The 13866-nt window shown below is 59.1% G+C and carries 9 protein-coding genes and 2 pseudogenes; 8 read left to right on the top strand and 3 right to left on the bottom strand.

Going from position 1 to position 13866, the window contains the following annotated elements:
* The first annotated feature begins 561 nt into the window (after positions 1 to 561).
* Positions 562 to 1536, top strand: coding sequence for an aldo/keto reductase (locus BLM14_RS20790; RefSeq protein ID WP_100001799.1), 975 nt, complete (start codon positions 562 to 564; stop codon positions 1534 to 1536).
* On the opposite strand, the gene BLM14_RS20785 is transcribed toward BLM14_RS20790, so the two are convergent.
* The gene (locus BLM14_RS20785) at positions 1528 to 2529 is read right to left on the bottom strand and encodes a GntR family transcriptional regulator (protein WP_237143614.1); all 1002 of its coding nucleotides are present in this window, start codon (positions 2527 to 2529) and stop codon (positions 1528 to 1530) included. The genes BLM14_RS20790 and BLM14_RS20785 overlap by 9 nt on opposite strands.
* Positions 2530 to 2562: 33 nt before the next feature.
* On the opposite strand from BLM14_RS20785, the gene BLM14_RS20780 reads away from it, so the two are divergent.
* The 4 genes from BLM14_RS20780 to BLM14_RS20765 all read left to right on the top strand — a co-directional run bounded on the left by BLM14_RS20780 (position 2563) and on the right by BLM14_RS20765 (position 6445).
* Entirely contained in the window at positions 2563 to 3585 is a 1023-nt protein-coding gene (locus tag BLM14_RS20780) for an ABC transporter permease (protein WP_100001797.1), read from the top strand.
* Positions 3586 to 3618: 33 nt separating this feature from the next.
* Complete coding sequence (locus BLM14_RS20775; protein ID WP_100001796.1) at positions 3619 to 4560, top strand: ABC transporter substrate-binding protein; 942 nt, start codon at positions 3619 to 3621, stop codon at positions 4558 to 4560.
* Between the two features lie 62 nt (positions 4561 to 4622).
* Positions 4623 to 5435 carry an ATP-binding cassette domain-containing protein gene (locus tag BLM14_RS20770; RefSeq protein WP_207795659.1) on the top strand — a complete coding sequence of 271 codons (813 nt, stop codon included), beginning with the start codon at positions 4623 to 4625 and terminating at the stop codon, positions 5433 to 5435.
* Between the two features lie 14 nt (positions 5436 to 5449).
* A complete protein-coding gene (locus BLM14_RS20765; RefSeq protein ID WP_100001795.1) occupies positions 5450 to 6445 on the top strand; it encodes a zinc-binding alcohol dehydrogenase family protein in 996 nt (331 codons plus the stop codon).
* 115 nt (positions 6446 to 6560) lie between these two features.
* On the opposite strand, the pseudogene BLM14_RS31970 reads toward BLM14_RS20765, so the two are convergent.
* Positions 6561 to 6776 (bottom strand): annotated as a pseudogene (locus BLM14_RS31970) (IS6 family transposase); the annotation flags it as partial.
* Between the two features lie 449 nt (positions 6777 to 7225).
* Between BLM14_RS31970 and BLM14_RS20755 the strand changes: the two are divergent.
* The gene (locus BLM14_RS20755) at positions 7226 to 8113 is read left to right on the top strand and encodes an arginase family protein (protein WP_100001794.1); all 888 of its coding nucleotides are present in this window, start codon (positions 7226 to 7228) and stop codon (positions 8111 to 8113) included.
* A gap of 416 nt (positions 8114 to 8529) precedes the next feature.
* On the opposite strand, the pseudogene BLM14_RS20750 reads toward BLM14_RS20755, so the two are convergent.
* A pseudogene (locus tag BLM14_RS20750) lies at positions 8530 to 8926 on the bottom strand (GFA family protein); the annotation flags it as partial.
* A 471-nt stretch (positions 8927 to 9397) separates the two neighbouring features.
* On the opposite strand from BLM14_RS20750, the gene BLM14_RS31170 reads away from it, so the two are divergent.
* Positions 9398 to 9982, top strand: coding sequence for a hypothetical protein (locus BLM14_RS31170; RefSeq protein ID WP_157929567.1), 585 nt, complete (start codon positions 9398 to 9400; stop codon positions 9980 to 9982).
* The gene (locus BLM14_RS20740) at positions 9979 to 13845 is read left to right on the top strand and encodes a YadA-like family protein (RefSeq protein ID WP_100001792.1); all 3867 of its coding nucleotides are present in this window, start codon (positions 9979 to 9981) and stop codon (positions 13843 to 13845) included. The genes BLM14_RS31170 and BLM14_RS20740 overlap by 4 nt, the downstream gene beginning before the upstream one ends.
* Positions 13846 to 13866 lie beyond the last annotated feature (21 nt).

The following is a 13866-nucleotide window of genomic DNA, read 5'->3' as shown; positions in this document are numbered from 1 at the left end:
TCAGTACGCACCCGTCGGTGTTGGTACTAGCGCCGAGCAAGCAATCCGGGCCCTCAAGTCTTTAACCCATGCGGTATGCACAGCCGAGAGGGGTCGCTAGTGGTTAAGATCTAACGCCCTGGTGCCGCTCGCTGCCGGCTGTCCCGTGTTCTCGCGGTCATTTGTTTCAACCAGATAGGGCTTAATGCTTTCCTTAGCTTTGGCGACGGCGTCGCGCTCAAGGTGCCGTATGTGGAGTGATGAGCTTGAGGACATTATACTTCGACATTTCCCTCGAGGGCTTATTTTGTACAGGACGTCAAGAACCAACCTCGCTCTATTTTATGCCAGAGCATGACAGGGGCATCGGGACCTCGCATTCCATGAATCTCAGCTTCTTCATTCGCCCGCCCCAGCATGATCGGTCCTCCCTCAAGCGGGGTAGCGAATTGTCCTGAGTATATAGGCTTGACTTATGTTTTAAATTATAAAAAACAATAACGAACAGGTGCGCTGGCGCTCGAGGCGAACTATGACGAAGTTCGTCGGTTCAATGAATGAAGGGCAGGGAGACAAGGTCGCATGAATCGCCGGAGAATTGGAAAAACGGGCGTCCACGTCACAGATGTCGCATTCGGTTGCTCGGCAATCGGTAATCTCTATAGGATTGTCAGCGAGCAGGACGTCTCGAATGTGCTGCAGTTCGCTTGGGATAGCGGTATCCGTTATTTTGACACCGCGCCTCACTACGGCCGCGGTCGTTCGGAATTACGCCTTGGCCGATTCCTCAAGGGTCGCGATCGGCAAAGCTTTGTCCTCTCCACCAAGGTCGGGCGTCTCCTGTGGCCCGGCGAGTCGCTGGAGCAGGCTGATGGGTTCATCGCGCCGCTCGCCATGACGGTTCGCTACGACTATTCGGGGGACGGTATCGAAGCGGCCTTCGAGCAGAGCTGCGAGCGGCTCGGGACGTCCTATATCGATATCCTCTATGTGCACGACATCGGCCGCCTGACGCATGGGGCCTCCCATGAGGTGCATATGGCCGACTTGCTAGGCACCGGCATCGATCGGCTCCAGCAGCTGAAGCAAGCCGGCCGCATCGGCGCGTTCGGCCTGGGTGTGAACGAGAACGAGGCCTGCCTGGAGGTGATGGCGGCGGCGGAGCTCGACGTGATCCTTTTGGCGGGGCGCCTTACGCTGCTCGACCGCTCGGCGGAAGAGGCCCTTGTCGCACGATGCCGGAAATCGAATACGAGCCTCGTGCTCGGTGGAATATTCAATTCCGGCATCCTGGCGACGGGACCGGTTCCGGGCGCCGTGTTCGACTATGAGCCTGCGACGCCGCAAATGCTCGAAAAGGCGGGGTTGCTCCAAAGCCGCGCCGAGTCGTTTGGGGTGCCCCTCGCCACCGCGGCACTTCGCTACGCGATGACCCACCCGGCGGTCACATCGGTGCTCCTGGGGACCGCGCAAGCGCGATCCCTGACCCGCAATCTCGAAGCGATCCATGCGCAGTGGCCCGTGGGCGGCGAGGCTATCTTCAATCCGCTAGGATAGGGCGTGAATGCGCAGCGAGGAGAGCAGTGTCTGCTTCGACGTGCGCAGGTGATCGCGCGCTGCCGCGAGTGCTGCGGTTTCGTCGCGCGATTTCAGGGCCGCGATCAGTCTCAGATGTTCATCGATTGCGGCTGCGTTACGCTCGCGTTCGTCCTTCTTATCCCACTGATAATGGTAGTGGAAAATCAAGGAGATCACCTTCTGAAACTCGGCGACGAAGCGATTGCGCGTGATGCTGCCTATCGCTAGATGAAAGCGCTCGTCCAGCAGGGAAAAATCGTGAAAGCGCTCATCGATTGCCACTGCCAGCGCGCGATGCGCCTCGTCGAGCTCTTCTATTCTGTGCCAAATTTGGTGGCCGTCGGGCAACGCTATGAGCTGCGAAATCGCGTTGAGCTCAATCATCATGCGGAAATCGGAAAGCTCGATCGCGAAATCAGAAGTGAATCCAACCAGCTCCCAACCGTTTTTAGGCCGCCGTTTGACAAGGCCGAACCGGCTGAGCGACGCTAAAAATTCCTGCAGGCCGTGCACGCTGACCCGAAACTGTCGGGCAAGTTCGGCGACATTGAGCGGCGTGCCCGGCGGCACGTCGAAGCGCAGGATCCAGTAGAGAAACTGACGTTCGAGCTCTTCGGGGGAAACCTGGCTCGCATTTACTGTCAGCCATTCGTCTGGGCGCGGCGTCCGCATGAGCGCTTTCTGGCGTCCCCTCCACTGCACCACCCCGATCATGTCCAGACGTTCGAGGATTGAACGGATCACGGTACGGCTTACGTCGAATTGCGCGGCAAGCGCCAGTTCCGAAGCCAGCAAATCACCTGGTTTCAACGCGGAACACTCATCGAGAACCGCATTGAAAGTTGCCCTGAAGCGTTCGTCCGTCCGCGCCATCGAGAGAGCCTCCTGTCGCTGCTCCCAATATACCAAAAGACAAGTGTCGACAATAATTAAAAACAATTGACAGCGGATGTTTCGACCTGCATTCTGCATTTAATTATTTTATACCGCTCAGGGAGGAGCGTTATGTCAATTGAAGTGGATCGGCTTGTTGTGCCGTTGGCTGGGGTCAAAATTTCATCCGATGCCCTGCATAAGCTTTCAGCGCTATTCACGCTTTTCATGCTGGTCGGACTGTTCGCCTTCGGCAATGCAGCCTTCCTGAGCGTCGGCAACGGCCTGACGGTGCTCTTGCAGACGTCGGTAATCGGCCTGCTCGGGATCGGAATGACGCTGGTGATCGTCACCGGAGGTATCGATCTCAGCGTGGGTTCGGTACTGGCGCTTTCCGGAACCGTAGCTGGGCTCGCGGTCAAGGCCGGCATGCCCGTACCGCTCGGCATGGCTATGGGAATCGTGGTCGGGGCTCTGTGTGGGGCCGTCAATGGGATCGTGGTCACAAAGATGCGCATCACGCCATTTGTCGCCACGCTCGGCATGATGCTGATCGCGCGCGGCACTGCCTTGCAGATCACCGGCGCCGCTCCGATTTCGCAGTTAGGCGAGGCGTTCGGCAAGCTGGGCAACGGTTCGCTTTTCCGGGTGATCGGCATGGGTTCGAATGGGTTGCCCAAAGTCATTTTTCCGGGAATTCCCTATCCGGCGATCCTGCTTGTCGTCATCGCCGTTGCCGTAGGCTTCATGCTGCGCCGGCGCTCCATCGGCCGCCACATCTATGCCACTGGTTCGAATGAGGAAGCCGCGCGGCTTTCCGGTGTCGCGGTCGATCGAACCAAACTTGCCGCCTATGTCATGTCCGGCGCGCTCGCCGGACTGGCCGGGATCGTTTTGATGTCACGACTGGTTACTGCCCAGCCCAATGAGGGCGTCATGTACGAGCTCGACGCGATCGCTGCGGCCGTCATCGGCGGGGCGTCGCTGATGGGCGGGGTCGGCACCGTGTCCGGAACCATGATTGGCGCCTTCATCATCGGCGTCCTGCGCAACGGCCTGAACATGGCCGGAGTCTCAGCCTTCATCCAGCAGATCATCATCGGCTTCGTCGTCATCATGGCGGTCTATGTCGATCAGTTGAGAAGCCGCCGTTAACCGGCAAAACTGTCTTCATCAGAGGAGGAGAATATGAAGAAGACCTTGAAAGCACTGCTTCTGGCAAGCACAATCATCGCCGCGCCCGCCACCGTCATGGCTGGAGAAATCGCGGTCATCGTCAAGACGACTAACTCGAACTTCTGGCAGAATGTCAACAAGGGCGCTTCTGCCGCGATCGCCGGCCAGAGTGAACACACGATGACCTTCAACGGCCCGGCGGCGGAGTCCGCGATTGCCGACGAACTCAGCATGGTCGAAAACGCTATCAACCGCGGCGTGATTGGCATCGTGCTCGCACCGTCGGATCCGGATGCGCTTGCTCCGGCCGTCAAAAAGGCCAACGAAGCCGGTATCCCGGTCGCAATCATCGACTCCGCGCTCTCGGATGCCAGCAAGGGCACCTTCCAGACCTTCCTTTCGACAGATAACTGCGCGGCCGGCAAGCTTGCCGCGACGATGATGATCGATAAGGTCGGGAAAGAAGGCAAGGTGGCCGTAATGTCCTATGTGGCGGGCGTCGGCTCGGAAGTCGGTCGCGTCGGCTGCTTCGTCGAATATCTAAAGGCGAATTCCAAGCTGGAAATCGTCGGGCCATACTATTCGCAGTCCCAGATGGCGACGGCACTCAACCAGACGACCGACGTGCTCGCCGCCAATCCGGATCTCAAAGGCATCTTCGGTGCCAACGAGCCGACCGCGGTCGGCATGGGCCGTGCGATCGTCCAGGCCGGCAAGGTGGGCGAGGTCGTCGCCATCGGCTTTGACGGCAACGAAGACCTGCAGGCCTTCGTCAAGGATGGCACGCTCGTCGCGACCATGGTCCAGGGTTCGTATCAGATGGGCGAACTCGGCGTGAAGGCCATTCTCGACATCGTCGGCGGCAAAAAGGCTGAGCCGAAGATCGATACGGGCGTTGTCGCCGTCACCAAGGACAATATCGCCGCTCCCGAGGCCAAGAACGTTCTGTACTGAACGGCCGGCCGCGAGAAGGTAGGGGCTCAGGCCTCTGCCTTCTCTTTCCTCAGGAAAACCTCATGAATGCTCATGTCACACGATCGCGGCCGCTGGTCGAGATGATCAATATCCAGAAGAGCTTTGGCGGCGTGCACGCAGTCGAAGACGTGTCGATTGATCTCTTTCCTGGAGAGGTCGTTGGAGTCCTGGGCCATAATGGCGCGGGAAAATCCTGTCTGATGCGGATTCTCTCCGGCGCCATGGCGCCGAACGCCGGCACGATCAGGATGGGGGACGAGGATGTCCGGTTCCTATCACCCCAGGACGCGCGACGTCAGGGGGTCGAGACCATCTACCAGACGCTTGCCCTTGCCGACCATCTCGATGCTCCGTCCAATCTGTTTCTCGGCCGCGAGCTGAAGACGCGGTGGGGCAATCTTGACGACAAGAACATGATGGAGGAAGCGCGCCGAGTGCTGCATCGGCTCAACCCCAACTTCAAGAATCTGAGCGACCCGATTTCGCGATTGTCCGGCGGTCAGCGGCAGGTCATTGCCATTGCCCGCGCCATCTATTTCAAGGTGAAGATCCTCATCATGGACGAGCCGACGGCTGCGCTCGGACCAGCCGAGACAGCAATGGTCGCCGATCTCATCAGGCAGTTGCGGAGCGAAGGTATCGGCATCTTTCTTATCAGCCACGACATGCACGACGTTTTCGACCTCTGCGACCGTATTGTTGTGATGAATCGGGGACGCAATGTCGGCGGCTACTGCATCGAGGAAGTAACCAAGGATGATGTGCTGAGCCTGATCATCAAGGGCGAGATGCCCGACGGCTGGCGGTCGCGCAATGCGGCCAGGACACCACAAACCGGCCTGAGTTCGAATTGAGGAAGGACAACGGAATGTTATGCGGCACCTGCGTCGAACCCGGACGGTTCGAACTCATCGAACGGCCTCTTCCCGTGGACTTGCCAGAAGGCTCGGCTTTTGTCGATATCACGGCAGTCGGCATTTGCGGAACGGATTATCACATCTATGCCGGCAAACATCCCTATCTCAACTATCCACGCGTGATCGGCCATGAACTCAGTGGCCGGCTGGTCACGCCTGTAGGCGGCATCGAGGCGGGCACCCTTGTCGTGATCAATCCCTATATCGCCTGTAACAAATGCCGCGCCTGCCTGCGCGGCAAACCGAATTGCTGCTCGAACATCGCGGTGCTGGGCGTTCATTGCGACGGCGGCCTCTGCCAGCGCGTCGCAGTTCCGGCAGGCAACCTTATAGCTGCCGAAGGACTCGACGAAATCCAGGCGGCCATGGTCGAATTCCTGGCGATCGGGGCCCATGCGGTGGCCCGTTCGGGACTCGCCGCCGGCGACCGGGTGCTGGTCACGGGTGCCGGACCGATCGGCATCGGGACCGCGCTTTTCGCGCGGCTCGCAGGCGCGGAGGTTCATCTTTTGGATTTGAGCTCGCAGCGCCTGGCTTTGGCGCGCGAGAGTTTCGATTTTCAGAATACGTATGACGATACGTCGCGGATCCTTGAAGGCGACCGCGCCGATGGCTTCGACACTGTCTTCGATGCAACGGGGGCTGCGGTAGCGATAGAGGCAGGCTTTCCATTGCTCGCGCATGGAAGCAGCTATGTGCTCGTCAGCGTCGTGAAGGATCATATTCGTTTTGACGACGCGGAATTCCACAAGCGGGAAACTCGCATCATCGGCAGCCGCAATGCCGTCCAGTCAGATTTCGAAACCGTCATGGCGGCCATCCGTGAGGGCAAGATCTCCACGGATGCCCTCTGCTCGGTGATCCTGCCGCTGGCCGACCTGCCGCAGCGCCTGCCCGAACTCGCCCAGGACAGGACCGGACTGATCAAGGCGGTGGTGAGGCTCTGATCCAGCGCCTACGGTTGCATCCAGAGAATAATGTGGCTTAAAATTGGAGGCCGCCAGGTGACAGGGGTGATGTCAGGTTAAGTCTGTGAGGACTACGCTTGATGGATCCCGGACTTCAGGCGGTAATAGCGGTGACGGACTTCCAGTGTGCAAGCGCGCTCATGCGATGCAGGTGGAGTGCAAGGGCGGTGCGTTTTGTCCGAGGCGGGACGAAGAGATTGCGGACCGCCGAGAAAGCTGAGAGGAAGCGTTGAAGGCTTCCCGATGATCGAAATGTTTGCATCACCCGTTCTCGTTTTCGCAGCGGCAGATGCGAATTCTGCAAGCGCGATATAGGGCTGTACGTCGCCTCTGGTGCCGAGTGTCTCGATTGCTGTGCGCACCCGGTTTCCTTTTTATCAGGCCAACTGGCCGTTCAACCTCAAATAGTTAACGCCTTGGCTACCTCATATTCCTATAGCGTAAACGCAGCGCCCACCTTCATTGTTCTCGGCCCGGCGGGAACGTGTCGATCGCCTATCGCCATTTTGAGCACAAACACCAATTTATCGCTCCGATCATCAAAGTTGCGAAAGCATGCGATTGCATAGAGCAAAACCGAAAGTGGTGATCGTAGTTTGGAATGGGCGTGGGCAAGCCCCGACCTGCCCAGAACGCAATACAACAGCAGGTCGAATGCCGACTTGTCGGCGACTAAACCAGGCAGCGCGATTGAGTGCCATTTTGGGGCGGAATGCAAGAAAGTGTTGCGTCAGCGCTGACAAAACAGGAGTTATAGTTATGGCCAATTCTCGTTTCACGATCATCGAAGCTCCATCCGTGCTCGGCCTTTTCCCGAAAGGCGTCGAGACGCTACCCGATGCCTTGCTCGGGGCTGGCCTCGCCGGGCGATTGAATGCTCGACGTGCCGGGCGCGTTGAACCGCCGCCTTACGATGATCGCCGCGACCCCGAGACGCTGTTGCTCAATCCGCAGGGCATCAAGGATTATTCGATTAAGCTCGCAAATGCAGTCACGCCCGTACTTCAAGCAGGCGAATTTCCGATTGTGCTCGGTGGTGACTGTTCAATCATGCTTGGCTGCTTGCTCGCGCTCAAGCGCCGTGACCGCTACGGGTTGCTGTTCCTTGACGGCCACGCCGACTTCTACCAGCCTGAGGCCGAACCGAATGGCGAGGTGGCGTCGATGGAACTCGCGCTCGCTACGGGCCGGGGACCTCCTGTCGTGGCAGACCTGGAAGGACAATGTCCGTTGGTACGTGACCAGGACGTCATTGCGTTTGGGCGGCGTGATAGCGAGGAAGCTAATGAACACGGCAGCCAGCGTATCGAGGATACGGCCATCAAGGTAATCGATCTGGCGGAAGTTCGCGCCCACGGTGTTGACGCCGCCGCCGATCGGGCGATCGCCCATTTGTCTCGGTCCGAACTTTCTGGCTTTTGGATGCATCTCGACGCTGACGTGCTGGATGACACCATAATGCCGGCGGTCGATTACCGCATGCCGGATGGGCTGTCGTGGGACGAGTTGGCGACGATACTTCGGGTAGTCGTCGCTTCAGGCAGAGCCGTCGGCCTTGACGTTACGATCTTCAATCCGAAATTGGACGCTGACAGCTCGATCGCTAGGATGTTCGCCGACGTGCTCGCCAGAGAGTTGCGCTCGTAGCTCATAGAACACATGGGCCAGGCCTGGCATCCGGGCGACGGATGGACCGCGCTCCTGGATCGCAGGAAACATTTGCCGCGCTGATCGCCGCTTGGGTGAAGTGCCGAATGTCGGATTAAAGTCACTACGATGATGGACAATCACCACCTGCGTGGTTTGTAGATGACCGCTTGTGGCGCGCGAAGCAGACAAACACAACAAGCGAGACGTTCTTGCAGCTGATCAGCGATTGCATATATTTTAGCACCAATCGGATTTAACAAAAAATACCTCTTATTGGCATTTATCCTTCGACTTTGAATAGACGCCCGACTCTTAAGAGTGTTCGACAATTAATACGGTGTCAGCAGTTCGATACGTTTCAAGGCGATCATAACCTCCGCTTCTTGGACCGAAGAGACACTTGGCATGCTGCCAAACCAAAGATCGCGCACACAGCACCCTTTGGGAGGAAGGTCTTCAAACGTGTCCAGGCCGTCGAAATGATCAACAGGCAGCTCCTGAACGAGGTCTGGCGACGCAAGCCGCAAGTTTACAGCCATGCGGCGGCGACCATTCTTTTGAAGCTGTAAACCGCGCCAGCTCAGTACACACGCGCACGATGGGCAGAACAATATTTCGAGAGACGACTTGTCTCTGCCGGCGCGGGTGTAGGAGGCAGTCTGCCCGGCCCGCAATACGCTCTCCTTCGTAACCATAGGCCTACAGAGCGCCGTAGCGTCGGCAGAGCGTGCAGTTGCACGCCGTGATCGAACCGGGATCACCTTTGAGGGTCCAGCTCGCATTGCCGCAATGACCTGAGCCCGTCAGCATGAGGTAGGTTCAATTCTGCTCCAGATTCAAGGATAGCATCCTGCCCCAATCACGCGATTTGCCGCAATTAGCGGGTGAGGAAGTCGAAACTGACCGACAGGCAAAAATCGCTTCGTGATGCCGAAAGATGCTGCTCAAAGAGGGACTAAGGTTGTTCCAAGGATCAGAGCCACGCGATCACCGGACATTCCGCGTCTTATCCGGCATCTCAATTGTCGACACAATTTCACAATATTTTTATAGCTTCAGTTAAACAGTGTATTACACCAGAATTATAGATATTTACTTAAAAAATTGAAATGATTATAACTAAACAGTTGATATAACTTGAGTTTTTTCAATGTGATATTTTTTCAAGTTGAATTCATAGTATAATTCCAAACTAGCTCCCTATTTTTTGCTAGTTTACTTTCCAGAATTTCCTGAAATGACTAATCTCACCGCATACGTGGCAAGTGGGAGCGACATATTTTGTCATTGGTGGAAACTCAGATCGTGGCTTCCCGTAAACGTTTTTTGCCGGGGGCCCAAGCTCAGATAGCTCGATACTTGGGGATGGCAAACAGGCGGCAAAGGGTCTGGAATAGTAAAGTCACGCCCGCTTTGTCCCAGTCTCTTGTCGATGATTTTGACAGCAGGGTAGCATTTGTCGCCGCGTCGCTGGAAAAGCGACAGCAGATGGAGTTGCCCGATCCTCGGTGTGACCTTCTGCTTGCAACCTATGTGTTGGGCCTCACAACTCCTTTCTACGAAGACCGGCCGCCCGACCAGCATCTCGAAGCAATCCGAAACTGTCTTGTTCGTGTGATGCCGCCCGAACGGATCACACAGGCGCTTCTCGCGACGCCTGCTGACGGGGACGACTGGTATACGAGCGCTCTCGATCCCATCGAGGTGATCGGCCGCAAGGATGGGCGCGCACTGTTCATCCGATACGCCGGTGGTGATGGCGCCGCTTTAATTCAGAACGAACACTCATATCAATCAGCACCCGAAATGAATGGCGGATTCCAGGAAGAACCGGCCGCGACCAATTTGAGAGGAACTGCCAAATGACGCATTTGCTAAGTGTGACAGCTTTCCGTCAGATCGCCCGCTTCACGGCAAATTGGGTGCCAGGGGCCGTTGAAGACAACCGCTCCTTGCGACGCCGAGTGATGGCGGCGCTGCGCAGGGCGCATCGTGTGCTCGGCATGCGCCGCAAAGGTCTGGGGCTTGGGATGCTGGGCCTCGGCCTCGCCGCGCTCGGCCTCTCCACGCCGGCCCAGGCGCAATATCAGGCCGGCGGCGGCACGGCGACAGCCGGCAACGCCGTCGCCATCGGTAACGGTGCCCAAGCGAATGGCGCGAACAGCGTGGCGTTGGGCACCTCTAACAGTGCAACGGGCAACGCTTCGATCGCCATCGGCTATTCGATGGGTGTCAATGGCCTCAACGCCATAGGCATAGGTGTCTTCGCGGGCGCAAACGGCGTCAACGCACTGGCCATCGGCGGGAACGCCCAGGCCGTTGCGGACGGAGCAAGCTCCATTGGCGTCAACTCGGTTGCAGGCGCGGGCGCGGCCGCCTTTGGCCTGAACGCGCGTGCCGACGGAGTGAACTCGACGGCGATCGGCTATGTTACCCGGGCGACCGGGCTGCGCGCCACCGCGCTCGGATTTGGGGCAACAGCGTCCGGGCTGGATTCGCTTGCCCAAGGTAATAGCGCTGTCGCAAGCAACCAGAATGCCATCGCCATCGGCTTTCAGGCGACCGCGACCGCGATCAACTCTGTCAATCTTGGCAACCGGACTGCTGCGGGAATGGGCGCCCTTCAAGAGAGCGCCATCGCGATCGGCACGGACGTGCTGGCGTCTCAGGTCGACGCCGTTGCGATCGGCCGCCAGAGCCGGTCGACCGGCACGAGCGCCACGGCGATGGGTAGGAACTCCCGCGCCTGGGGCAACCAGTCGATCGCACTCGGCCTCGGCGCGGTTGCAGGCGTTCAGGCCAACACGGCCATACCCAACAGCATCGCGATCGGCACCAATGCGGTTGCCTCCGGCGGTTTCGGCGTTGCGATCGGCAGCGCCTCGAATGCGAGTGCCGATGCCGGCACAGCAGTTGGCAACACGGCCATTGCCAGCGGCCAGAACGCCTCCGCATTCGGATCCGGCGCGAATGCGACGGGAGCCAATTCACTCGCTGCCGGCGTCAGCGCCAATGCGAGCGGAATCGCCAGCACCGCGCTCGGCATCGGCGCCGTAACCAGCGGCACCAATGCCGTCGCTGTCGGCGTTTCGGCGAGCGCGTCCGCGTTAAATTCCATCTATCTCGGCTCGCGCACCTTTGGAGCAGGCGCCAGCGCACAGAGCGCCATCGGCATCGGCACGGACGTGTCGGCGTCCGCAGCCAACGCCATCGCGGTCGGTCTCCAGTCCACTGCGAGCTCCGCCGACGCCGTCGCCATCGGCACCAACGCAAACGCAAGCGGGGGCAAGGCTGTCGCGATCGGCGCCGGCAACGTGGCCTATGGCGACGGTGCGGTCGCCATCGGCGATCCGAGCTATGCCAGCGGCACCGGCGCCTTCACCGGCGGCGCGAACAACATCGCCAATGCCGACGGCACGGCGAGCGCCACGGCGGCCAATGCGGCCAACGGCGCGGTCGCCATCGGCAACAACAACGTCGCGATCGGCCAGGGCTCCGTGGCGCTCGGCAACTTCAGCCGCGCCGGCGCCGCGGGCGCGCTCGCCTTCGGTGATACGGCAGTGGCGAACAATGCCGACGACGTCGCTCTGGGTTCAGGCTCGGTCACCTCGGTTGCGATCGGCACGCCCAGCGCAATAATCAATGGCACGACCTATGCCTTTGAAGGAACCACTCCGACCTCCACGGTCAGCATCGGTGCGGCTGGCGCTGAACGCACCATCACCAATCTGGCGGCGGGCCGGATCAGTGCGACGTCAACCGATGCGGTCAACGGCTCGCAGCTCTTCGCCACCAACACGGCAGTCGACAGTCTTGGTACGACGGTTAACAACATTAATAATGGTGCTGGCATCAAATATTTCCACGCCAACTCAACGCTCGCGGATTCCACGGCGACGGGAACAGATGCCGTGGCAATTGGACCGGTCTCCACAGCAACGGGCGCCGGCTCGGTCTCGGTCGGCAACGGCGCCACCGCGACCAATGCGAATGATGTGGCACTTGGTTCTGGTAGCCAGACCGCAGTTGCGGTCGCCACCCCCGGAACCACGATCAATGGCGTCAACTATACTTTCGCCGGTACAACCCCGACTTCGACCGTCAGTGTTGGTGCGGTCGGCGCTGAACGTACCATTACCAACGTGGCCGCGGGCCAGATCAACGGAGGGTCGACCGACGCGATCAACGGATCACAGCTCTTTGCGACAATCCAGTCGATCGACGCTGTGTCGGGTCAGCTTACGCACTATTACAGCTACAACGACGGGGGCAGCCAGCAGGCAAACTATGCCAATGATGGCGCGACTGGAATCAACTCATTGGCGGCAGGCGTTGCCGCATCGTCGACCGCAGGAGAGTCGCTTGCTTTGGGCTATAACACTCAGGCAACCGTGCTCGGCGGCGTAGCACTCGGCGCAGGCTCGGTATCGGACCGCGCCCTCGCCCCGGCGACGGGGACGATTGGAACCTTTATTCCTTATAACACCACCGATCTTACCTTACTTGGTGCTGTCTCGGTCGGGAACTCTACCGGCTATCGCCAGATCACCAATGTGGCTGATGGTACCGAGGATAGCGACGCGGTCACGCTCCGCCAACTTAGTGGTGCGCTCAGCTCGTTCGCGACCACGACGACCAGGTACTTCCACGCCAACTCCATCCTGGCGGATTCGCTCGCGGTTGGAACCGATTCCGTGGCAGTGGGCCCGTCGACCGTCGTCAATGGTGATAATGGCATCGGCATCGGCAACGGTGCGCTCGTCCAACAAACCGCTCCGGGCGGTATTGCCATCGGCCAGAACGCAACTGTCAATTTCGCCGACTCGGTGGCTCTCGGTACCAACGCTCAGGCGAACGGCATTCAATCCATGGCGCTCGGCGCCGGGGCGTCCACCACCTTTGCAACCAACGTTGCGCTTGGAGCGGGAGCGCAGGCCACTGCGCAGGCCGGGGATGTGGCACTGGGTGCCGGGTCGACCACCTCGAATGTGGTCGCAACGACCAGCACCACCATCAATGGGACGACCTACAACTTTGCCGGTACCAGTCCCTCGTCAACAGTGAGTGTCGGCAGTGCCGGTGCGGAGCGTACAATCACCAATGTGGCTGCGGGCCAGATCAGTGGGACGTCGACCGACGCCATCAATGGCAGCCAACTCTATGCTACGAACCAGTCGATTGAAGCGCTCACGACCGGAATTGGTGATCTTGGAGACTCTGCGGTCCAGTATGACGAAAATGCCGATGGCACGAAGTCGAACACGATCACGCTCCAGGGCGGTGATCCAAACGCGCCCGTGCTGATCAGCAATGTTGCTGCCGGTGTTGCCAATACGGATGCAGTCAATGTCAAGCAGCTACAAGATGGGATGAGCACGACGCTGACAGATTCCAAATCCTATACCGACCAGGTTGGTGCTACGACACTCAATAGCGCCAACGCCTATACCGACTCCAAGCTCGGGCAGCTCAGTAATGATATGGGTGAGATCCGCAGTGAAGCCAGAGGAGCTGCGGCGATCGGCTTGGCTGCGGCATCGCTGCGCTATGATGATCGTCCCGGCAAACTCAGCGTATCGATGGGCGGTGGTTACTGGCGCAATGAAGGGGCCTTGGCCTTTGGTGCCGGCTACACCAGCGAGAACGGACGCGTGCGTGCTAATCTGTCTGGTGCCACAACAGGCGGCAATGTCGGCGTTGGCGCTGGCATCAGCGTAACACTGAACTGAGACGCCTGGCAAAATGCTACG

The sequence above is a fragment of the Phyllobacterium zundukense genome (assembly GCF_002764115.1).
GTDB classification, from domain to species: Bacteria; Pseudomonadota; Alphaproteobacteria; order Rhizobiales; family Rhizobiaceae; genus Phyllobacterium; species Phyllobacterium zundukense.
Note: the sequence above shows the minus strand (reverse complement) of the source record. Positions and strands in the feature narration are given on the sequence as shown.

What these genes read in the sequence shown, in the direction of transcription:
- BLM14_RS20790 (WP_100001799.1), top strand. Translation starts at nt 562, where the DNA reads ATGAATCGCCGGAGAATTGGAAAAACGGGCGTCCACGTCACAGATGTC.
- BLM14_RS20785 (WP_237143614.1), bottom strand. Translation starts at nt 2,529, where the DNA reads ATGCAGAATGCAGGTCGAAACATCCGCTGTCAATTGTTTTTAATTATT.
- BLM14_RS20780 (WP_100001797.1), top strand. Translation starts at nt 2,563, where the DNA reads ATGTCAATTGAAGTGGATCGGCTTGTTGTGCCGTTGGCTGGGGTCAAA.
- BLM14_RS20775 (WP_100001796.1), top strand. Translation starts at nt 3,619, where the DNA reads ATGAAGAAGACCTTGAAAGCACTGCTTCTGGCAAGCACAATCATCGCC.
- BLM14_RS20770 (WP_207795659.1), top strand. Translation starts at nt 4,623, where the DNA reads ATGAATGCTCATGTCACACGATCGCGGCCGCTGGTCGAGATGATCAAT.
- BLM14_RS20765 (WP_100001795.1), top strand. Translation starts at nt 5,450, where the DNA reads ATGTTATGCGGCACCTGCGTCGAACCCGGACGGTTCGAACTCATCGAA.
- BLM14_RS20755 (WP_100001794.1), top strand. Translation starts at nt 7,226, where the DNA reads ATGGCCAATTCTCGTTTCACGATCATCGAAGCTCCATCCGTGCTCGGC.
- BLM14_RS20740 (WP_100001792.1), top strand. Translation starts at nt 9,979, where the DNA reads ATGACGCATTTGCTAAGTGTGACAGCTTTCCGTCAGATCGCCCGCTTC.